The sequence below is a fragment of the Agromyces kandeliae genome (genome assembly GCF_009674665.1).
GTDB classification, from domain to species: domain Bacteria; phylum Actinomycetota; class Actinomycetes; order Actinomycetales; family Microbacteriaceae; genus Agromyces; species Agromyces kandeliae.
This window is the reverse complement of the sequence record NZ_WKJD01000016.1, coordinates 105,848-126,493: the sequence shown is the minus strand read 5'-3', so window position 1 is coordinate 126,493 and position 20,646 is coordinate 105,848. Positions and strand designations below refer to the sequence as shown.

General features: G+C 73.5%; 18 protein-coding genes and 1 riboswitch. Of the genes, 14 read left to right on the top strand and 4 right to left on the bottom strand.

The annotated features are described in order from the left end of the window. Positions 1 to 8 precede the first annotated feature (8 nt). From GJR97_RS10790 to nagB, 8 genes are all read left to right on the top strand, one after another. Entirely contained in the window at positions 9 to 617 is a 609-nt protein-coding gene (locus GJR97_RS10790; protein WP_154346479.1) for a hypothetical protein, read from the top strand. Positions 618 to 850: 233 nt separating this feature from the next. After that, complete coding sequence (locus GJR97_RS10785; protein WP_407643598.1) at positions 851 to 2,044, top strand: ROK family transcriptional regulator; 1,194 nt, start codon at positions 851 to 853, stop codon at positions 2,042 to 2,044. 70 nt (positions 2,045 to 2,114) lie between these two features. Continuing rightward, positions 2,115 to 3,380 (top strand): extracellular solute-binding protein, encoded by a 1,266-nt coding sequence (locus tag GJR97_RS10780; protein WP_154346478.1) that lies wholly within the window; start codon positions 2,115 to 2,117, stop codon positions 3,378 to 3,380. Between the two features lie 161 nt (positions 3,381 to 3,541). Further along, entirely contained in the window at positions 3,542 to 4,540 is a 999-nt protein-coding gene (locus GJR97_RS10775; protein WP_154346477.1) for a carbohydrate ABC transporter permease, read from the top strand. Next, positions 4,537 to 5,454: a carbohydrate ABC transporter permease gene (locus GJR97_RS10770; RefSeq protein WP_324613402.1), complete on the top strand. Its 918-nt coding sequence runs from the start codon at positions 4,537 to 4,539 to the stop codon at positions 5,452 to 5,454. Before GJR97_RS10775 ends, GJR97_RS10770 begins: the two co-directional genes overlap by 4 nt. Beyond that, the gene (locus GJR97_RS10765) at positions 5,451 to 7,007 is read left to right on the top strand and encodes a glycoside hydrolase family 3 protein (RefSeq protein ID WP_154346476.1); all 1,557 of its coding nucleotides are present in this window, start codon (positions 5,451 to 5,453) and stop codon (positions 7,005 to 7,007) included. Before GJR97_RS10770 ends, GJR97_RS10765 begins: the two co-directional genes overlap by 4 nt. Then, entirely contained in the window at positions 7,004 to 7,942 is a 939-nt protein-coding gene (locus GJR97_RS10760) for an ROK family protein (protein WP_195760706.1), read from the top strand. The genes GJR97_RS10765 and GJR97_RS10760 overlap by 4 nt, the downstream gene beginning before the upstream one ends. Further along, positions 7,927 to 8,712, top strand: a complete 786-nt coding sequence (nagB, locus tag GJR97_RS10755) for a glucosamine-6-phosphate deaminase (RefSeq protein WP_154346475.1) — start codon at positions 7,927 to 7,929, stop codon at positions 8,710 to 8,712. Before GJR97_RS10760 ends, nagB begins: the two co-directional genes overlap by 16 nt. Before the next feature lie 28 nt (positions 8,713 to 8,740). Here the strand turns inward: nagB and GJR97_RS10750 are convergent, their stop codons facing one another. Beyond that, positions 8,741 to 9,334 (bottom strand): TetR/AcrR family transcriptional regulator, encoded by a 594-nt coding sequence (locus GJR97_RS10750; RefSeq protein WP_154346474.1) that lies wholly within the window; start codon positions 9,332 to 9,334, stop codon positions 8,741 to 8,743. 84 nt (positions 9,335 to 9,418) lie between these two features. Between GJR97_RS10750 and GJR97_RS10745 the strand changes: the two genes are divergently transcribed. Further along, the gene (locus GJR97_RS10745) at positions 9,419 to 10,651 is read left to right on the top strand and encodes a hypothetical protein (RefSeq protein WP_154346473.1); all 1,233 of its coding nucleotides are present in this window, start codon (positions 9,419 to 9,421) and stop codon (positions 10,649 to 10,651) included. Positions 10,652 to 10,745: 94 nt separating this feature from the next. Further along, positions 10,746 to 11,111 carry a YrdB family protein gene (locus GJR97_RS18255; protein ID WP_324613401.1) on the top strand — a complete coding sequence of 122 codons (366 nt, stop codon included), beginning with the start codon at positions 10,746 to 10,748 and terminating at the stop codon, positions 11,109 to 11,111. A gap of 51 nt (positions 11,112 to 11,162) precedes the next feature. Here the strand turns inward: GJR97_RS18255 and purU are convergent, their stop codons facing one another. Continuing rightward, a complete protein-coding gene (gene purU / locus GJR97_RS10735; protein ID WP_129235836.1) occupies positions 11,163 to 12,041 on the bottom strand; it encodes a formyltetrahydrofolate deformylase in 879 nt (292 codons plus the stop codon). Positions 12,042 to 12,184: 143 nt separating this feature from the next. On the opposite strand from purU, the gene GJR97_RS10730 reads away from it, so the two are divergent. Beyond that, positions 12,185 to 13,450, top strand: coding sequence for an MFS transporter (locus GJR97_RS10730; protein ID WP_229276220.1), 1,266 nt, complete (start codon positions 12,185 to 12,187; stop codon positions 13,448 to 13,450). A 22-nt stretch (positions 13,451 to 13,472) separates the two neighbouring features. On the opposite strand, the gene GJR97_RS10725 is transcribed toward GJR97_RS10730, so the two are convergent. Beyond that, positions 13,473 to 14,969, bottom strand: a complete 1,497-nt coding sequence (locus GJR97_RS10725) for a sigma-70 family RNA polymerase sigma factor (RefSeq protein ID WP_195760673.1) — start codon at positions 14,967 to 14,969, stop codon at positions 13,473 to 13,475. 377 nt (positions 14,970 to 15,346) lie between these two features. Further along, entirely contained in the window at positions 15,347 to 16,516 is a 1,170-nt protein-coding gene (gene nagA, locus GJR97_RS10720) for an N-acetylglucosamine-6-phosphate deacetylase (protein WP_324613400.1), read from the bottom strand. Between the two features lie 94 nt (positions 16,517 to 16,610). Next, a riboswitch (ZMP/ZTP riboswitch) is annotated at positions 16,611 to 16,692 on the top strand. A 74-nt stretch (positions 16,693 to 16,766) separates the two neighbouring features. On the opposite strand from nagA, the gene glyA reads away from it, so the two are divergent. The 3 genes from glyA to GJR97_RS10705 all read left to right on the top strand — a co-directional run bounded on the left by glyA (position 16,767) and on the right by GJR97_RS10705 (position 20,638). Beyond that, positions 16,767 to 18,086: a serine hydroxymethyltransferase gene (gene glyA / locus GJR97_RS10715; RefSeq protein ID WP_154346469.1), complete on the top strand. Its 1,320-nt coding sequence runs from the start codon at positions 16,767 to 16,769 to the stop codon at positions 18,084 to 18,086. Positions 18,087 to 18,251: 165 nt separating this feature from the next. After that, positions 18,252 to 19,139, top strand: coding sequence for a bifunctional methylenetetrahydrofolate dehydrogenase/methenyltetrahydrofolate cyclohydrolase (locus GJR97_RS10710; protein ID WP_154346468.1), 888 nt, complete (start codon positions 18,252 to 18,254; stop codon positions 19,137 to 19,139). A gap of 101 nt (positions 19,140 to 19,240) precedes the next feature. Next, positions 19,241 to 20,638 (top strand): acylneuraminate cytidylyltransferase, encoded by a 1,398-nt coding sequence (locus GJR97_RS10705; protein ID WP_154346467.1) that lies wholly within the window; start codon positions 19,241 to 19,243, stop codon positions 20,636 to 20,638. Positions 20,639 to 20,646: the final 8 nt, after the last annotated feature.

The window sequence follows — 20,646 nt, the reverse complement described above, 5'->3', positions numbered from 1 at the left end:
AACCAGCCATGTCCCGCATCCGCCTCGCCGCACTCATCTGCGCGATCGCCACGTCCGCGATCGCCCTCTCGGATGCGCTCACGCGCATCGTCACCGGCTCCGACTCGGTCTTCGCCGACGGGAGCCCGCTGCCGTTCGTCTCCGCGGTGGGTGGCGCCGTCCACGTCGCCTGCTATGCGCTGATCGTGGTCGTGCTGTTCACGGTCGCGGCGCCGGTGTTCCGGGGACGCCCGTGGCGTTCGGTCGTGCGGTGGGCCCTCGCGGCCGTGTACGGCACGATGGCGATCGGGCTGACGGTGCACCTGTTCGGCATCGAGCCCGAGGGCGTGCTCGGCATCGCCGTCAACGTCGGGTTCTTCGGAATGCTGCTCCTGCCCGCGGTGCTCGGCATCACGATGCTCGTGCAGGGCGACCGCTCGCCGTCGGCCTGGCTCCTGATGCTGACGCTGCCCGCGACGGCGCTCCTCTTCGTCCTGCCCGAGTCCGCCGCGCACCCGGGGTACGCGGAGACCCTCGCGAACCTGGGCCTCGTCCTGCTCGGCGTCGGCGTCGCGACCACGCGTGCCACGCGTCCGGCGGCGGGCCGGGTGCGTCCCGTCGGGTCGGTCGCGGCCTGAGGCCGCGGATCCGACCACGGCGCGCGACCCCGGTGCCGGAACGGCGCTCCGCCCGCCCGTTCCGGCACCGGCCCGCGCCGCGGGTCGTGCCGTCCGTCCCCGAATCGGCAGGTCACGGGTTTGTAAAGAACCTGAACGAATTTCGTCCGAAGGGTTGCGCGGAGGTTTGTTCGTAAGGTGTACTAACAAACGTGACGGCAACGGAAGCAGCACCCGGGCAGGCGCCCGCAGGCATCGCACTCGGCAGCGAGCGCGCGGCAGGGCCCTCGACCCCGACGGCCGCCGCGGGCCAGCTCTTCGCGGGCCGCGCGCTGCGCACCTCGGGCAAGGTGCTCCCCGAGCACGCCCGCAGCCACAACCGCTCGCTGGTCCTGCAGACGCTCTACACCCTGGGCGCGCAGAGCCGGGCGGATGTCGCCCGCGAGACCGGCCTCACTCGCGTCACCGTGTCCGACCTCGTCGCCGAGCTCATCGGCGAGGGCCTCGTCGTCGAGCTCGGCCAGCGCGAGGACGCGCGCCCCGGCAAGCCGGCGACGCTCATCGACATCGACCGCACCGGCCACCACGTCGTCGCACTCGACCTCTCCGAGCACACGCGCTTCCGCGGGGCCGTCCTCGACCTCGACGGCGCCACCGTCGCCCGCGCCGAGGTCGCCCTCGACGGCGCGACGGGGGAGCGGGCCGTCGAACTCGTCACCGAGCTCCTCGACGGCCTGCTCGCCCTCACGACCTCCCCGGTGCTCGGCATCGGCGTCGGCTCGCCGGGCGTCGTGGGTCCCGACGGCGTCGTCCGCTCCGCCCCGAACCTCGGCTGGACCGACCTCCCGCTCCAGGAGCGGCTGCAGGCCGCCTTCCACCTGCCCGTGCACGTCGCGAACGACGCGAATGTCGCCGTGCTCGCCGAGCACGCCGGCGCGCCCGGCGACCTGGTGCTCGTCAAGGTCGGCCACGGCGTCGGCGCGGGCCTGATCATCGGCGGCCGACCCGTGCTCGGAGCCGGCAGCGCCGCAGGCGAGATCGGCCACGTCGTGGTCGGCACCGACGGCGGCCCGCGCTGCGCGTGCGGGAAGCACGGCTGCCTCGAGGCCTGGCTCGCCGTGCCCCGACTCACCGCCGAGCTCGAACGACTCGGCGCCGCGGACGCCGCGGCATCCGCTCGCGAAGAGACCCTGCGGGAGGCAGGCCGACGCCTCGGCATCGTGCTCGCCCCCGTCGTCGGTGCGCTGAACCTCTCCGAGGTCGTGCTCAGCGGACCGGCGGAACTGCTTGACGGCCCGCTGCTCGAGGCGGCCGTCGAGACGGTCCGGAACCGGACGATGACGGAACACCACCGGGAACTGAGGCTCCGGATGACCGCGCACGGGCAGGACATCGTCCTGCGCGGGGCGGCCGTCATGGTCCTCTCCGGCCAACTCGGGGTCTCCTAGGCCCCACCCCCTGCACCACGGGTGGCAGCACCCCCGCTCCCACCTTCCCCCTACGAAAGGAAACCACGCAATGAGGAACCTCGGCATCGTGGCGCTCGGCGCCGCGGCTGCGCTGACCCTCGCCGGGTGCGCCACCACCGGAGGCGACGCAGCCTCCGAGGAGGGCGCGGAGATCCGCGTCTGGCTCGTCGGCACCGACACCCCCGACGCGGCGCGCGAGCTGCTCGTCGAGACCTTCGAGGAGGAGCACCCCGGCTCCACGCTCGTGATCGAGGAGCAGTCGTGGGACGGCCTCGTCGACCGCCTGACGACGAGCCTCTCGGGCTCCGACAGCCCCGACGTCGTCGAGGTGGGCAACACGCAGGCCCCGGCCTTCACCTCGGCGGGTGCCTTCATGGACCTGACCGACCACTACGACGAGCTCGGCGGCGACGACCTGCTCCCCGGCTTCGTCGAGGTGGGCTCGTACGACGAGAAGTTCTACGCGGCGCCGCTGTACTCCGGCTCGTCGCTCGTCTTCTACAAGAAGGACGCCTTCGCGGCGTCGGGCATCGAGGTCCCGACCTCGCTCGACCAGTACGTCGACCAGGCCATCCAGCTCGCGAACGACAACCCCGGCAAGTCGGGCGTCTGGTGGCCCGGCCAGAACTGGTACGCCGCGCTGCCCTACATCTGGGAGGCCGGCGGCGAGGTCGCGGTCCCGGACGGCGAGGAGTGGGACGCCCAGCTCAGCTCCGCGGCGTCGATCGAGGGCCTCGAGATGGTCCAGAAGGTCATGACCGAGGCGTCGAAGGCGCCGAAGGACGCCAACGAGTCGAACCCGCAGGTCGGGTTCTGCGACGGCACGTCGCTGCAGCTCGCGGCTCCGGCCTGGGTGAAGTGGTCGATCCTCGCCCCCGAGGACGCCGAGACCCCCGGCTGCCCCGACCAGGAGGAGAACCTCGGCGTCTACGCGCTCCCGGGCGCTGACGGCGACGCCGCCCAGGTCTTCGCCGGCGGCTCGAACATCGGCATCTCGGCCAACACGAAGCACCCGGAGCTCGCGCTCGACGCGCTGAAGATCATCCTCTCGGACGAGTTCCAGACGATCTACGGCGAGAACGGCCTCGTGCCGGCGAAGCTCTCGCTCGGCGACACGGTCGGCACCGACGAGGTCGCCCAGGCGATCTCGGCCGCGGCCGGCAACGCCAAGCTCACGCCGGCCTCGCCGAAGTGGGCCGACGTCGAGGCGGCGGGCATCCTGCAGGACCTCTTCGTGAACATCGCGCAGGGCGGCGACGTCGCCCAGCTCGCCGAGGAGGCCGACCAGCAGATCGAGGACATCCTCAACGGCTAGTCCCTCCCCCCGGTGCGGCCGCGCCCCACACGCGACGCGCGGCCGCACCGACTCCCACGGGCCCCGGGCCGGCAGTGCCCCACACACGCTGCCGGCCCGGCACCATGAGCGGGCACCGCCCGCGGCATCCACACCCTCGCCGTCAGACGCAGGAGCCCCACATGACCACCACCGACACCGGCGTCCCCCCGGCCGTGAGCGCGGTCGACGGCGAACGCATCGTCGCGCCGCAGCCGGACGAGCCGCCGAAGCGCCGTCGCTTCAGCCGCCGTGCCGGGGGCCTCACCCCCTACGCCCTCCTCGTTCCCGCCTCGATCGTGCTCGCCGCGATCGTCGGCTGGCCCCTCATCCAGCTGCTCATCACCTCGATGCAGGAGTTCGGCCGCGCCCAGGTCTTCGGCGCTCCGCCCAGCTGGGTCTGGTTCGAGAACTACGTCGACGTCCTCACCGACTCCACCTTCTACGAGGTCCTCGGACGCAGCCTCGTCTTCGCGGCCGTGTGCGTCGTGTCCACGATGGTCCTCGGCACGCTCATGGCGCTGCTGCTGCAGCGCCTGCCCAAGGGCTTCCGGCTCCTGCTCTCGATCGGCATGCTGCTGGCGTGGGCGATGCCGCCGCTGTCGGCGACCATCGTCTGGGGCTGGATGTTCGACACCGACTACGGCATCATCAACTCGGTCCTCGTGAACGGCTTCGGCCTCGAGGAGTTCCGCCAGCACTCCTGGCTCATCGATCCGCTCAGCTTCTTCCTCGTCGCGGGCATCATCATCATCTGGGGCGCCGTGCCGTTCGTCGCCTTCACGCTCTACGCGGGCCTCACCCAGGTGCCCGAGGAGGTGCTCGAGGCGGCCCAGCTCGACGGCGCCGGCGCGTTCAAGCGCTTCCGGCTGATCACGTTCCCGTACCTCAAGCCGATCTTCCTCATCACGACCATCCTGCAGATCATCTGGGACCTCAAGGTGTTCACGCAGATCTTCGCGCTGCAGGACATCGGGGGCATCCGAGCCCTGACCAATACGCTCGGCGTGTACATCTACCAGGTCTCGATCGCGGGCGGCGACTTCGGAACCGGCGGCGCGATCGCGGTGATCACGGCGATCATCCTGATGACCGTCTCCCTCTACTACGTCCGACAGACCATCAAGGAGGAGGAGCTGTGAGCGCCACCACCGCCACCGCACCGCGCGCCGCGCGCGCGGGTGCCTCCCGCGACCTCGCCCCCCGCCGTCGCGGGGCCCGCAACCGACTCTCGACCGCGCTCTGGAGCGCGCTGTCGGTCGTGCTGTTCGCACTGTTCGCGTTCCCGGTCTACTGGATGGTGAACACCTCGTTCCAGCCGAACAACGAGGTCCGCGGCTCCGAGATCCACTTCTGGCCCGACAACTTCACGCTCCGCAACTACGCCACAGTGCTGTTCGATCCGGGCCGTACTCCGTTCGCACCCGCTGCGGTGAACTCGCTCGTCGTGACGCTCACCACGGTGCTCGTCGCGCTGATCTTCGCCTTCCTGGCGGCGATCGCGGTGACGCGGTTCCGGTTCAAGAGCCGGCGCGGCTTCATCGTGATGATCCTCGTGATCCAGATGATCCCGGGCGAGGCGATGATCGTCTCGATCTTCCGGGTGATCGACGGATGGCACCTGCTGAACACGCTGATCGGCCTGACCATCGTGTACGTCGCCACCGTGCTGCCGTTCACGATCTGGACCCTCCGCGGCTTCGTCAACGGCGTGCCGGCCGACCTCGAGGAGGCGGCCATGATCGACGGATGCTCCAGGGCCGGCGCCTTCTGGCGGGTCACGTTCCCGCTGCTCGCCCCCGGGCTCGTCGCGACCGGCGTCTTCGGGTTCATCCAGGCGTGGAACGAGTTCGTGATCGCGCTCGTCCTGAACGCCCGACCCGAGATGATGACGCTGCCCGTGTGGCTGCGCACCTTCCTCGTGGCCAACGGCACGACGAACTGGGCGGCCATCATGGCCGGTTCGACGCTCATGGCGATCCCGGTCGTCGTCTTCTTCCTCATCGTCCAGGGTCGGATGACGAGCGGACTCGTGAGCGGAGCGGTCAAGGGATGAACGACGTGATCCAGGGCGGCGACGGGCAGGACCTGCGCCGCGACATCCTCACGACCCTGCTGCCCGGGTTCGCCGGGCCCGAGGCGCCCGGCTGGCTGCTCGACCTGCTGGCCGAAGGCCTCGGCGGGGTGTGCGTCTTCGGCTCGAACGTGGTGTCGCCCGCGCAACTGGCCGGCCTCACGGCCGAGCTCCGCGCGGCGAACCCGCTCGCGGTCGTGGCGATCGACGAGGAGGGCGGCGACGTCACGCGCCTGTTCTCCGACCGCGGCGCGCCGTATCCCGGCAACGCGGTGCTCGGTCGCATCGACGACCTCGAGCTGACCCGCGCGGTGGGTCGTGCGGTGGGCGACGCGCTCGTCGCCGTCGGGTGCACCATGACCTTCGCGCCCGATGCCGACATCAACTCGAACGCCCAGAACCCGGTCATCGGCGTGCGCAGCTTCGGCGCCGAACCCGGCCTCGTCGCCCGGCACACGGCGGCCTGGGTCGAGGGCGTGCAGTCCGCGGGCATCGACGCGAGCGCGAAGCACTTCCCCGGGCATGGCGACACCGCGACCGACTCGCACCTCGCGCTCCCGGTCGTCGACCTGCCGCTCGATGCGCTCCAGGAGCGCGAGCTCGCACCGTTCCGCGCCGCGATCGCCGTCGGGACGCGCTCGATCATGACCTCCCACATCCTGCTCCCGCAGCTCGACGCGGAGCACCCCGCCACCCTGTCTCCCCGCATCCTGCACGGCCTGCTCCGCGGGGAGCTGGGGTACGAGGGCGTCATCGTGTCCGACGCCCTCGACATGGCCGGGGCGAGCGGCGGGCGCGGCATCCCCGAGGCTGCCGTGCTCGCGCTCGCCGCCGGCTGCGACCTGCTCTGCATCGGCACCGACAACACGGGCGAGCAGATGGAGGAGATCGCCGGCGCGATCGCGGACGCGGTCGCCGCGGGCCGGCTGGCCGCTGCGCGCGTGGCGGATGCCGCGGCGCGCGTGCGCGGGCTCGCGGCCGTCGCACGTCCGACCGGTGGGGCGGCGGCATCCGCTGCAGGCGTGGCCGGGCTGCCGCTCGGGCTGCCCGTGGGCCTCGCCGACCGTGTCGCCGCGTCCTTCCACGTCGCTCCCGGTGCGCTCGACCGGCTCTGCGCGACCGGTTCGGTCGGCACGATCGTGCGCATCGAGACCGTCGCGAACATCGCCGTCGGCACGGTTCCGTGGGGACCCTTCGCGCTCGCCGCCGCGCCGGACCCGGAGCGCCCGGCACCGGCCTGGCTGACGGATGCCGCGGAGCTCGTGCTCGACGCCGCGACGCCGCTGCCCGACCCGGCCGCGCTCGCCGGACCCGTCGTCGTCATCGGCAAGGACCTGCACCGGCACGCCTTCGCGGTCGACGCGATCGACCGCCTGCGCGCGGTGCGCGCCGACGTGGTGACGGTCGACATGGGCTGGCCGAGCGAGGATCTCGCGTACGCCGACGTCGCGACGTTCGGCGCGTCGCGCGGCGTCGCCGAGACGTTCGCCGAGCTCGTCCAGGATGCGCTGACGGCCACGGCGGAGGTGTCGTGAGGCTCGGGATCGACATCGGCGGGACCAAGACCGCGGCCGTCGCCATCGGCGAGGACGGAGAGCTCAGCGACCAGGTCCGCATGCCGACGGGGTTCGGGGCCGAGGCGGTCGTCGCGACGGCGCTGCGCACGGTCGAGCGGATGTCGGAGCTCGCCGGCGTCGACGCGCACGCGTTCCAGTCGATCGGCATCGGCATCCCCGGCTCGGTCGACTCGGCGACGGGCCGCGTGACCCATGCGGTGAACCTCGGCCTCGAGGGGCTCGACCTCGGCCCGCGACTCGCGGACCGGCTCGGCGTCGCGGTCCGGATCGAGAACGACGTGAAGGCGGCGGCGCTCGGCGCGCACCACCTGCTCGGCGTGGCCGACGGCATCCGTGCGCACTCCATGGCGTACCTGAACCTCGGCACCGGGCTCGCGGCGGGCATCGTCCTCGACGGGCACCTGCTGCGCGGCGGCAGGGGGGTCGCGGGCGAGATCGGGCACATCCCGGTCGACCCGGCGGGGGAGCAGTGCGCCTGCGGGCAGCGCGGCTGCCTCGAGACGCTGGCATCGGGCTCGGCGCTCGCCTCGCTGTGGCCGGGCGGCCACCGGTATCCGGCGATCGACCTGTTCGACCGGGCGGATGCCGGTCAGTCCGACGCCGTCGCGGTGCGCGAGCGGTTCCTCGTCGGCGTCGCCTCGGCGGTGCGCCTGCTCGCGCTCACGACCGACGTCGACGACATCGTGATCGGCGGCGGCCTCGCGGCGCTCGGCGATCGCCTGCTGAGCGGCACGCGCGGCGTGCTCGCGGCCTGGGCCGAGGATTCGGCGTTCCTGGCATCGCTCGACCTGCCCCGCCGGGTGCAGGTCATCCCGCGCGGATTCCCGGCGGCCGCCGTCGGCGCCGCCCTGATCGGAGAGGAAGCGGAGGCGCCGGCATGGCAGAGGTCGTGATCGTCCGCGACGAGGAGGAGGCCGGCGAGCTCGCGGCATCCGCCATCGCCGACCTGCTGCGTGCGAGGGCAGACGCCGTGCTCGGCCTGGCGACGGGCTCGACGCCGCTCAGCACGTACCGTGCGCTCGCGCGCCGCATCGATGCCGAGGGCATCTCGGTCGCGGGTGTGCGGGGGTTCGCGCTCGACGAGTACGTCGGGCTGCCCGCGGGGCACCCGGAGGGATACCGCCAGGTGATCACCCGCGAGGTCGTGGAGCCGCTCGGCCTGACGCCGGAGCTCATCCGCGTGCCGAACGGCGACCCGGCGACGATCCGCACCGCGGCGGAGGACTACGAGGCGGCGATCGACGCCGCGGGCGGCGTCGACCTGCAGGTCCTCGGCATCGGCCGGACCGGGCACATCGGATTCAACGAGCCGGGGTCCTCGCTCGCCTCCCGCACGCGCGTGAAGACGCTCACCGAGCGGACCCGGGTCGACAACGCGCGGTTCTTCGACTCGATCGAGGACGTCCCGATGCACTGCATCACGCAGGGGATCGGCACGATCCTCCGCGCGCGCCACCTCGTGCTGCTCGCCTTCGGCGACGCCAAGGCCGAGGCGATCGCGGCCGCGGTCGAGGGGCCGGTGTCCGCGAGCCAGCCCGGCTCGGCGATCCAGCTGCACCCGCACGCGACCGTGATCGTCGACGAGGCCGCCGCGGCGCGCCTCGAGCACGCGGGATACTACCGCCACGCCTGGGCGAACAAGCCCGACTGGCAGGGGATCTGACCCGCGCCGACGGACGCGCCGGCATCCGTCAGCGCGGGACGAGCCGTCGAACGGTCTCGAGGTAGGCGTCCTCGTCGAAGTCGGTCAGGATCGACCGCTGCACCATGAAGCCGGGCGCGAGCCCCATCAGCACGGGAACGGTCCGCGCCGCGTATGCCGCCGGGTCGTCACCGGCGAGCTCGGGGTGGGCGGCGGCCCATTCCGTGACGAGCCCGCCCAGGAGCTTCCGCACGGGGCGCAGGAACGAGACCACCATCTCGCGGACGGCCGGGTCGATCGCGGCCTCCGACCAGACCTGCAGGAACAGGTTGGGCGAGATGAGCTCGTGCCTCATGCCGTCGATGATCGCCGCCATGATGGCGCCGGGGGCGAGCGGCCCCTCGGCCGCGCGGAGGTCGACGAGCTCGACGGTCCGCGCGCCGAGGATCTTCTGCGCCACCGCGGCGAACAGTTCCTCCTTGCTCGCGAAGTGACCGTAGATGGCGCCGGCGGAGAGCCCCGACTCGCTGATGATGTCGGCCATCGACGTGCCCCGGTAGCCCGTCGCAGCGAACCGTCGCAGCGCGGCGGCGGCGATCTCGTCGCGGCGCGCTGCGCGGTACTCGTCGCTCACCTTGGGCATCGGCACTCCTCCCGTCGCTTGACGATCCTACGTCGCGGGTCCATTATAAAGAACGAGCATTCGTTTTGCATGAAGGAGCCGCTCATGTCCTCCCACACCACGCACCGGACGCCGATGGGCCGCGCCGCCGGCATCGGCGCCGCCCTCTCACTCGTCGTCGGCGTCATCCTGCTCGCGTTCGCCTGGCCCTCGGTCACGGCAGAACCCAAGGACCTGCCCGTCGGCGTCGCCGGCCCCGACGCGGCGGTGGCGCAGGTCGAGGAGCGGGTCGCCGACGAGGCCGAGGGCGCGATCGCGCTCGAGCGGTACGACGACCGCGACGCGGCCGTCGCCGCGATCGAGGCCCGTGAGACCTATGGCGCGATCGTCCTGGGCGATGCCCCGACCGACGCGCCCGAGGTGCTCGTCGCCACCGCTGCGAGCCCCGCCGTCGCGCAGAACCTCCGTGGTCTCGCCGCCGAGCTCCAGGCCGGCATCGACGAGCAGGTCCGCGCCGCGCTCCCCGAGCAGCTGCAGCAGGTGCTCTCCGACGCCGTGCAGGCCGCCATCGCGCAGGCCACGGGACAGGGCGGCGGCACCCCGCCCGTCGCGCCGTCCGCGCCCGAGCTCCCCACGATCACGGTGACGGTCACCGACGTCGTCCCGCTCGCCGACAGCGATCCGACCGGCTCGGGGCTCGCCGTGGCGATGTTCCCGCTGGTGCTCGGCGGGATGCTCGGTGGAATCGCGATCTCGCTCGCCGTGATCGGCGCCATGCGCCGGGTCGTCGCGGTCACCGTCTACGCCGTCGCCGGCGGTCTCGTGCTGGCCGGCATCCTGCAGGGCTGGTTCGGCGCGCTTCAGGGCGACTACTGGCTGAACGCCGCGGCGATCGCACTCGCGCTGGCCGCGATCGCCGCGCCCATCACCGGGCTCGTCGCCCTCATGGGTCGCGCGGGCATCGGCGTCGGCGCCGTGCTCTTCGTGCTCGTCGCGAACCCGATCTCGGCGGCCGCCGTGCCCGTACAGTTCCTCGCGGAGCCGTGGGGCGCGATCGGCCAGTGGTTCCCGCCGGGCGCGGCGGCCACCCTGCTCCGCGACCTCAGCTACTTCCCGGACGCACCGACGGCGTTCCCGTGGCTCGTGCTCGCGACCTGGGCGGTCGGCGGCATCGTGCTCTCGCTCATCGGCCACTTCCGCACCGCCGGCGGCGCCGAGCCCGATGCCGAGGCGGCGCACGCCGACGAGGAGCTCTCCGAGGCCGAGCGGCAGCCCGGCGCCGCGATCGACGCCGAGCCCGACGTCCCCGCCGGACGGGACGCTGCGCCGGTGGGCTGACCCCCGACGCCTCCCGAACGGCCGGCGCGCCGCGGCATCCCCAGGGGGATGCCGCGGCGTCGGCGTCCGTCCGGCCCGATTAGGCTTGAACCTCGTGAACGATGCCACCCCCGAGCCGACCCCGAAGGTCGGCGTGAACGACCTGCTGCGCTTCCTGCTCGAGATCTTCGCCATCGTGACGCTCGGCATCTTCGGGTTCACCGCGTTCGCGCTGCCGTGGCCGGGCGTGTTCCTCGGCATCGGCCTGCCGCTGCTCGCGATCCTGCTCTGGGGCCTGTTCCGCTCGCCGAAGGCGGTCTTCGACGTCGACCCGTTCGTCAAGGCGCTCGTCGAGATCGCCGTGTTCTCCACCGCGGCCATCGCCTGGTGGCTCATGGGCCAGCCGGTCGTGGCCATCGTGTTCGCCGTCGTCGCCGCGGTCAGCGGCGTGGTGAACGGGCGACGCGAGTTCCGCGACTGACGGGGCACCCGCCCGCCGGCGCCCAGCGCACGGGCCGAGCCGCCGGGCGGCTCAGCGGAAGATGACCGTGCGCTGCCCGTCGAGCAGCACGCGCCGCTCGGCGAACCACTTCACGGCCTGCGAGAGGGTACGGCTCTCCTCGTCCTGGCCGATCGCGACGAGCTCGGCGACCGAGCGCGAGTGCTCCACGCGCACGACGTTCTGCTCGATGATCGGGCCCTCGTCGAGGTCGCTCGTCACGAAGTGCGCCGTGGCGCCGATGAGCTTCACGCCGCGCGCGTGCGCCTGACGGTACGGGTTCGCGCCCTTGAAGCCCGGCAGGAACGAGTGGTGGATGTTGATGCATCGCCCGGCGAGCGCGTCGCACAGCTCGGGCGAGAGGATCTGCATGTAGCGCGCGAGCACGACGAGCTCGATGTCGTGCTCGTCGACCGCCTCGAGGATGCGCCGCTCGAACTCGGCCTTGGTCTCGGGCGAGGTGACGGGCGCCGACTCGAACGGCACGCCGTAGAAGTCGACGAGGTCGCGGAGCGTGCCGTGGTTGGAGAGCACGAGGGGGATCTCGACCGGCAGCTGCCCGCCGCGCTGGCGGAACAGCAGGTCGTTGACGCAGTGGCCCGCGGTCGAGGCGAGCACGAGCGTGCGCAGCGGACGGCCGACCTCGTCGAGGTGCAGCTCCATGCTCCACCGCTCGATGACCGGCGCGAGCGCGGCCTCGAACTCGGTGCGGTCGGCCGGCGACTCGACCTGCACGCGCATGAAGAACCGCCCCGTGTCGTGGCTCGCGAACTGCTGGCTCTCGGTGATGTTGCCGCGCGCGGCGACGATCGCGCCGCTCACCGCATGCACGATCCCCGGACCGTCGGTGCAGCTCAGCGTGACGACCCAGTGGGACAGGTGCGGGCTGTGCGGCTCGGCCTCCGTGCTCATCGGGCCAGCGTACCGCCCGGCGAATACGCAGGTCGCGCCCGCTACACTGGACGCGGTCGTGCGGACACCGTCGGCCCCGGGCGCGCACGTGAGCGCGTAGTCGACCCGCCGCTGGCCGTGCCGCGAGCGGGGAACGCCGTCGGATGACCTTCCTCATGCCGATCACCTCGTCGCCGCGCGCCGGCGCCACCGGAGCCATGCCCTGGCGTGCGCTCCTCGCGCTCGCCGCGGCCGTCTTCCTGTCCATCACCATCGAGATGCTGCCCACCGGGCTGCTCCCCGAGATGAGCGCCGACCTGGGTGTCGGCGCGCCCCTGGTGGGCCTGCTCGTCTCGGTCTTCGCCTTCACGGTCGTCGTGACCTCGACGCCGCTCACGGCACTGCTCAAGCGGATGCCCCGGCGCACGCTGATCACGATCGTCCTCGTCGTGCTCGGGCTCTCCACCGCGGCCTCGGCGCTCGTTCCGGAGTACGGCCAGCTCGTCGCGTTCCGCATCGTCGGCGGCGTCGCGCACGGCCTGTTCTGGGCACTCGTCGGCGCCTATCCCGCCCGGCTCGTCGCCGAACGGCACCTGGGCCGTGCGGTGTCCGTCGTGCTCGGCGGCGGAACCCTCGCGCTCATCGCGGGCGTGCCGCTCGCCACCGCACTCGGCCAGGCCGTGGGCTGGCGGTGGGCGTTCGGCGTCGTCGCCGCCCTCACGCTCGCGGGCGCCGTGGTCGTGCGGGCGGTGCTCCCGGCGGATGCCTCGACCGCGGCGTCGGGGGAGGTCGCGGAGCGCGGGACCGACACGACCGCCACGGCGACCGCCGCGACCGCGATCCTCGCCGGCCGCCGCGGCATGCGCGGGGTCGTCGCCGTCAGCGTCGTCACCGCCGTCGTGATGATCGGCCAGTACGCGGCGCTCACCTACGTCGCCCCGCTGCTCACCGACGTCGTCGGCGCCTCCTCCGCCGCGGTCGCCCCCCTGCTCTTCGCATCGGGCCTCGCGGGTGCCGTTGGCCTGCTCGTCGCCGGAAGTCCGATCGCGCGCGACAGCGTCCGCGCGCTCGTCGGCGCCATGCTGCTGCTCGCCGTCGCGCTCCTCGTGATCGCGGCCGAGCCGGGCCTCTGGCCCGCGATCATCGCGTACACCGTGTGGGGCTTCGCCTTCGGCGCCGTCCCTCCGCTGCTGCAGACGCGGCTGCTGCAGGCCGCGCCGCCCGAGCGACGGGACGCCGCGAGCGCGCTCTACACGACCGCCTTCAACGTCGGCATCGGCGGCGGCGCGCTCGTCGGCGCGGTGCTCTTCGAGGCCGTCGGCGTCGGCGCGGTGCCGGTCGCGTACGCGGTGCTGCTCGTGGTCGCGATGCTCGTCATGGTGCGCACCTCGCGCGCCGAGCGCGCCCGCACGCGGGTCGTCGAGGCGTAGTGACGCCACGGCGCGCGGCGGTTCAGGCGTAGCGCGCCGTCGCGGTCCACCTGTGGTTCGCGGGCGCGAGGAACTCGACGACGGCGAGGCCCGACGCGTCGAGCATCACCGTCGCGAAGGGCATGCCGTCGGCGAGCAGTTCCACCGTCGCGCCCGGCTCGCCCGCGAGCGAGAACGTGAGGCTCGAGCCGTGCGCGTCGACGACGACTCCCAGCTCGGCGATCGGTTGCGGCTCGCGCTCGGGCTCGACGGGCGGCTCCGGGGACGGCTCGGGGACCAGTTCCGACTCGGCGACGACCGCGGCCGCGGGCTCGGGCTCGACCGCGGGCGACGGCTCGGCGGGCGGGGAGACCGGTTCGGGCGTCACCTCGTCCTCGGGCGGCGCCGGCGCGGCGTCCGGCTCCGACTCGATCGACGCGGGCTCCGGATCGACGGGCGCGTCGACGGCGATCGCCGTCGATTCCCGGCCCGTCGCGGCATCCGTCGGGGCGACCTGCGGCAGCACGAGCAGCGCGACCGCGGTGGTGGCGACGAGCACCGCACCGCCGACGCCGGCGCCGAGGGCGACCGCTGCGCTCGTGCCGGACGCCGCGCCCGCCGCTGCCGCGCCCCCCGCGGCTCCGGCCGCGTGGCCGGCGCCGCCGACGGCGGTCCCGGCGACCACGTCAGAACCGGCTGCGGCCGCGCCCGCCGCGCCGATCCCGCCCGCGCCCGCCGCCGTGGTCGCGATGGGTGCCGCGTTGCCGAGCCAGGCCGTGTACGCGGTCGCCGCCGTCGTCCCCGCGGCGAGGGGGAGCAGGACGAGCGCGAGCCGCATGCCGACCTCGCGCGCCTCCGCCGCCACGATCGTGCACTTCGCGCAGCCGTCGAGGTGGGCCTCGACCTTGGCGGTGTCGCGCGAGCGGAGGCGCCCGCGCATGTACGCGCCGAGGCGGTCGACCGTCCAGCCGCACTCGGGCTCCCGGTGGGCGTCGGCGAGGTGCGCCCGGATCCACTGCTGGCGCAGGCCCTCGCGTGCGCGGTAGGCGAGCGCCGCCGTCGCGTTCGCGCTCATGCCGAGCAGCGGCGCGATCTGCTGCGGCGACATCCGCTCTACCTCCGCGTACCAGAGCACCTCCTGCCATCGCTCGGGCAGGGCGCGGAACGCGGTCGCGGTCGTCGACCGGTCGAGCGCCTCGAGCGCGGCCGCGTCGCCGGTCGCGGGATCCTCCACCGACTCGAGCTGGTCGAGCGGCGCCTCCCGGTTGGCGCGGCCCCAGCTGGCGGCCGTGTTCCGGATCGTCGTGAAGAGGTACGGGCGGAACGCCCCGTGCGGGCCCTTGCCCGACCGGATGGCGTCGAAGGTCCGCGTGAACGCCTCTGCGACGAGGTCGTCGGCGTCGAGCGTGGTGTGCGAGCGGGCGACGGTGCGGGCGGATGCCTCGTGGCGACGCCAGAGTTCGGCGTACGCCTCGCGGTCGCCGGTGCGGGTCGCCGCGATCAGGTCGGCGTCGGCGGGCGCTGAACGTGCTGGGGTCACGTGCCTGGTCCTCCTCGTGCGGGCGCGCTCGCCCGGATCGCGTGCGATGCCCTCGGGTGCCGGCGGTCCGCGCCGGTCGGGCCGCAGTGCGGTCCCGCTCATTCCACCAGATGAGCGGCCGGATCGACGAAACGCGATATCAGCCGACCGGCTTCCGTCGCCGGATCGTGGGAAGTCGCGTCATGATCCGGCCGGGATCGCGTCTCTCATGGTGAGGGACCGCGCACCGGGGAAGGGCCGGGTGGTCGCTCGGGATCGAGCGGACCGCGTGGGGGATCGCGCGGAACGGCGACCGGGACGGAGCGAGGGGCGAAGGGGAACAGGCCCCCCGCTCCGCCCGGGGCGGGGGTCTGCCGCGCCGACCCGCGGCGTCCGTGTCAGGCGATGCGCCCGCCCGCGCCCCACACCGCGGTGACGGCGAGGTCGTCGTCGAGCAGCACCGCGTCTGCGGCGAATCCGACGTCGAGTCGGCCGAGGTCGCCCGCGCGCCCGATCGCGGACGCGGGCGTGACCGTGAGCGCGCCGACCGCCTCGTGCAGCGGGATCCCCGAGTCGAGGACGGCGCGTCGCAGCGCCTCGTCCTGCGTGAGCGTCGACCCGGCGATCGCGCCCGTGTCGGCGAGTCGCGCGACGCCGTCGCGCACGTCCACCGAGAGCGATCCGAGCACGTACTCGCCGTCCGATGCCCCGGTCGCGGCCATCGCGTCGGTCACCAGCGCGACCCTCCCCGACGCGCCCGAGAACGCCAGGCGCACCACGTCCGGATGCACGTGCACCCCGTCGCCGATCACCTCGAGGGTCACGTGGTCGGCGTGCATCGCGGCGACGACCGGTCCGGGTGCGCGGTGGTGGATGCCGCGCATGCCGTTGAACGCATGCGTGAGGATCGACGCCCCCGCGTCGAACGCGCGGAGCGCGGTGTCGAAGTCGGCGCCCGTGTGGCCGACGGCGACCGCGACGTCCGCGTCGACGAGTCGCGCGATCGCCGCGGTCGCCCCCTCGTGCTCCGGCGCGATCGTGACCTGGCGGAGCGTGCCGCCGGCAGCCTCCAGCAGCCGGTCGAGCGCCGCGTCGTCGGCGGTGCGCAGCATCGACGGGTCGTGCGCGCCGCGGAACTCGTGGTCGAGGAACGGGCCCTCCAGGTGGGCGCCGAGCACGAGCGGGTCGGATGCCACGACCGCTGCGATCGCGGTCAGTCGCTCGGCGAGCACGTCGACGGGCGCCGTCACCAGCGAGCAGACGCTCCGCGTCGTTCCATGCGCCCGGTGCACCGCCAGCGCCGCGCCGATGGCGCCGGCGCCCTCGTCGAACGCCGCGCCCCCCGCGCCGTGGCAGTGGATGTCGACGAAGCCGGGCGTGAGCCATCGGCCCGCGGCATCCGTCACCTCGGCCCCGCCCGCCCGCACGGCGGGTGCATCGCGCCACGCCTCGCCGATGCCCCGCCCCGCGATCCGGTCGCCCTCGAACCGGACCCACGCGTCGGGAACGCTGTCGCCGCCCGAGACGATGCGGGCGGAGTGGATGACGGTCGTCGGCGCGGAGGTCACCGGGCCACGATATCGCCGGCACCCGCGAGGTCGTCGGGCACCGCGACCGCGCACGTCATCCGCGGCATGGCCTCGCGGCATCCGTTGCTATGCTTGGCGGCGTCGCGACTGGCGTTGAGATGGGTGACCATCGGGGAGCGACTGGCACGGACCGACCGCACGCCTGGGCCGGTACGCGAGGCCTCGGGGCGCGAGTCGCGCACGAGGCGATTTCCGCAGGTCCGCATGTCATCTTCGAAGGAGCCATCCATTGGCTGAGTCACTCACCACCGACGCCCCCGCCGACGCCGTCGCGGGCGCCGCATCCGTCTTCAACCAGCCTCTCGCCGAGGTCGACCCCGAGATCGCCGAGGTCCTCGAGCTCGAGCTCAACCGCCAGCGCTCGACGCTCGAGATGATCGCGAGCGAGAACTTCGTGCCGGTCTCGATCCTGCAGTCGCAGGGCTCGGTGCTCACGAACAAGTACGCCGAGGGCTACCCCGGTCGCCGCTACTACGGCGGCTGCGAGTTCGTCGACGTCGCCGAGAACCTGGCGATCCAGCGCGCGAAGAGCCTCTTCGGCGCCGAGTACGCGAACGTGCAGCCCCACTCGGGCGCGACCGCGAACGCCGCGGTGCTCTCCGCGATCGCCACGCCCGGCGACACGATCCTCGGCCTCGAGCTCGCGCACGGCGGTCACCTCACGCACGGCATGAAGCTGAACTTCTCGGGCAAGCTCTACAACGCCGTCGCGTACGGCGTCGACCCCGAGACCTTCCAGGTCGACATGAACGTGGTGCGCGACAAGGCGCTCGAGCACCGCCCGCAGGTCATCATCGCGGGCTGGTCGGCCTACCCGCGCCAGCTCGACTTCGCCGCGTTCCGCGAGATCGCCGACGAGGTCGGCGCGAAGCTCTGGGTCGACATGGCGCACTTCGCCGGACTCGTCGCCGCCGGCCTGCACCCCAACCCCGTGCCGCACGCCGACGTCGTCTCGTCGACCGTGCACAAGACGATCGGCGGCCCGCGCTCGGGCTTCATCCTCGCCCGCGACATGGAGCTGGCGAAGAAGCTCAACTCCAACGTGTTCCCCGGCCAGCAGGGCGGCCCGCTCATGCACGTGATCGCCGCGAAGGCGACGGCGTTCAAGATCGCGGCGTCCGAGGAGTTCCGCGACCGCCAGGAGCGCACGGTGCGCGGCGCGCGGATCCTCGCGGAGCGCCTCGTCGCCGACGACTCGCGCGCGGCGGGCGTCGACGTGCTCACGGGCGGCACCGACGTGCACCTCGTGCTCGCCGACCTGCGCACCTCCGAGCTCGACGGCCAGCAGGCCGAGGACCGCCTGCACGAGGTCGGCATCACCGTGAACCGCAACGCGGTGCCGTTCGACCCGCGCCCCCCGATGGTCACCTCGGGCCTGCGCATCGGCACGCCGGCGCTCGCGACCCGCGGGTTCGGCGACGCCGAGTTCACCGAGGTCGCCGACGTCATCGCGCTGGCGCTGCAGGCGAACCCGGATGTCGCGGCGCTCCGGTCGCGCGTCGATGCGCTGACCGCGGCGTTCCCGCTCTACCCCGGCCTCCAGCAGTAGCCGGCCGCCGCGGCCCCGGGGCGAGCGCTCGCCCGCCCCGGGCCCCGGCCGGACTCGGTGAAGGAGTTCCGTCGCGACACGCCGCCCGTGGCATCCGCCGACCGGCATGTCGGCCGGAATCTCCTTCGCTCCGCACCCGATGACCAGCTCGGAAAGGCTCCCGAAATGACCGCGATCACCCTCGACGGCGTCGCCACCGCGTCGGCCGTGAAGTCCGAACTCGTCTCGCGCATCACCGACCTCCGAGCCAACGGCGTCGTGCCGGGCCTCGGCACCCTGCTCGTCGGCGACGACCCCGCGTCGCGCTCCTACGTCGCGGGCAAGCACCGCGACTGCGCCGAGGTCGGCATCGAGTCGATCCGCGTCGACCTGCCCGCGTCGGCCACGACCGCCGACGTCCGCGCCGCGATCGACGACCTCAACTCGGCGCGCGAGGTCACCGGCTACATCGTGCAGCTCCCGCTGCCCACCGGCCACGACGAGAACGCGATGCTCGAGCTCATCGACCCCGACAAGGACGCCGACGGGTTGCACCCCACCAACCTCGGCCGGCTCGTGCTGGGCATCGAGGGCGAGCTGCGCTCCCCGCTGCCGTGCACGCCGGCCGGCATCGTCGAGATGCTGCAGCGCTACGACGTCCCGATCCGCGGACAGCACGTGACGGTCATCGGCCGCGGCCTCACCGTCGGACGCCCGCTCGGCCTGCTCTTCACCCGCAAGGGCCTCGATGCCACGGTCACCCTCACGCACTCGCGCACCCGGGACCTCGCCGCCGAGGTCGCCCGCGCCGACATCGTCGTCGCGGCCGTCGGGGTGCCGCACATGGTCAAGGCCGAGTGGATCAAGCCCGGTGCCGCGGTCCTCGACGTGGGCATCACGCGCGTCGCCGACGAGGAGACCGGCAAGGGCAGGCTCACGGGCGACGTCGACCCGGCGGTCGCCGAGGTCGCCGGCCACCTCTCGCCGAACCCCGGCGGCGTCGGCCCGATGACCCGGGCCATGCTCCTCGCCAACGTGGTGAAGGCGGCCGAGATCAAGCTGCACGGCCGCTGAGGCGTGCGGCGGATGCCGCGGCATCCGCTGTCAGCCTGAACGTCCCCCGGCGTTCACCGGGCGTGCACCCCGCGGACGCATCGCGAGCCTAGCTTCGCGGCATGAGCCGCAGCGACTCCACCGAGGCCACGGCCGCCGCGCCCGCGATCGCGATCATCCCGGCCCGCGGCGGGTCCCAGGGGCTGCCGGGCAAGAACGTGGCGCGCGTCGGGGGCGTCCCGCTCGTCGCGAGAGCCGTGCATGCCGCGCTCGCCGCGGAGCGCATCGGGCGCGTCGTGGTGACCACCGACGACGAGGAGATCGCGGATGCCGCGCGCGGCGCCGGCGCCGAGGTGATCGATCGTCCGGCCGACCTCGCGAACGCGACCGCATCGAGCGAGTCGGCGCTGCTGCACGCGATCGGGGCGCTGGCGCACGGGCCCGAGGCGGCGGAGCGGCGTCGGGCGCCCGAGGTCGTCGTCTTCATCCAGGCGACCTCGCCGTTCATCGACCCGGCCGACCTCGACGCCGCCGTCGCGCGCGTCGGGCAGGGCGAGCGCGACGTCGTGTTCGCCGCGACGCCCACCCACGGGTTCCTCTGGCGCGAGCGCGCCGACGACGCCGACGGCGCGAGTGCGGTCGGCGTGAACCACGACCCGACGAACCGGCCGCGGCGTCAGGACCGCGAGCCCGAGTTCCTCGAGACCGGCGCGTTCTACGTGCTCCGCACCGACGGCTTCGTGCTGGCCGGGCACCGCTTCTTCGGCCGCATCGGCATCCAGCGCGTCCACCCCGACACGGCCATCGAGATCGACGACGCGGCCGACCTCGCGCGTGCCCGAGTGCTCGCACCGCGCGTCGACCGGCGGCTCGCAGGCGGAATCGCCGCCGCGCTGGCACGCCGCGAGGGCGCGGCGTGGGTGGCCGACCCGCGCCATCCGTTCATCGACGTCGACGCGGTCGTCACCGACTTCGACGGCGTGCACACCGACGACACGGCCGCGGTCGACGAGCTCGGTCGGGAGTCGGTCCGCGTGAGCCGGGCCGACGGGCACGGCGTGGCGCGCCTGCGCGACGCCGGCATCCCCGTGCTCATCCTGTCGGCCGAGGCGAACCCGGTCGTCAGCCGTCGCGCCGAGAAGCTCGGCGTCGACGTGATCCAGGGCCTCGCCGACAAGGGCGCCGCGCTCCGCGAGTGGGCGGCCGCGCGCGGCATCCGCCTCGACCGCATCGCCTACGTCGGCAACGACCGCGGCGACATCCCCGCGCTCGACCTCGTCGGCTGGCCGCTCGCCGTGCCCGACGCCGCCCCCGACGCGCTCGAGCGCGCCCGTCACGTGCTCGAGCGGCACGGCGGCCACGGCGCGGTGCGCGAGCTCGCCGAGCTCGTGCTCGCCGCGCGCGACGCGAAGCTCGGCTCAGCGGCATCCGACCTGGCGCGCGAGTCGCGCGAACTCGACCCCGCCCACCCCACTCGCGAGCAGCGCGAGGCCATCGCCGCGGCGTCCTCCGCGACCTGACCCGACCA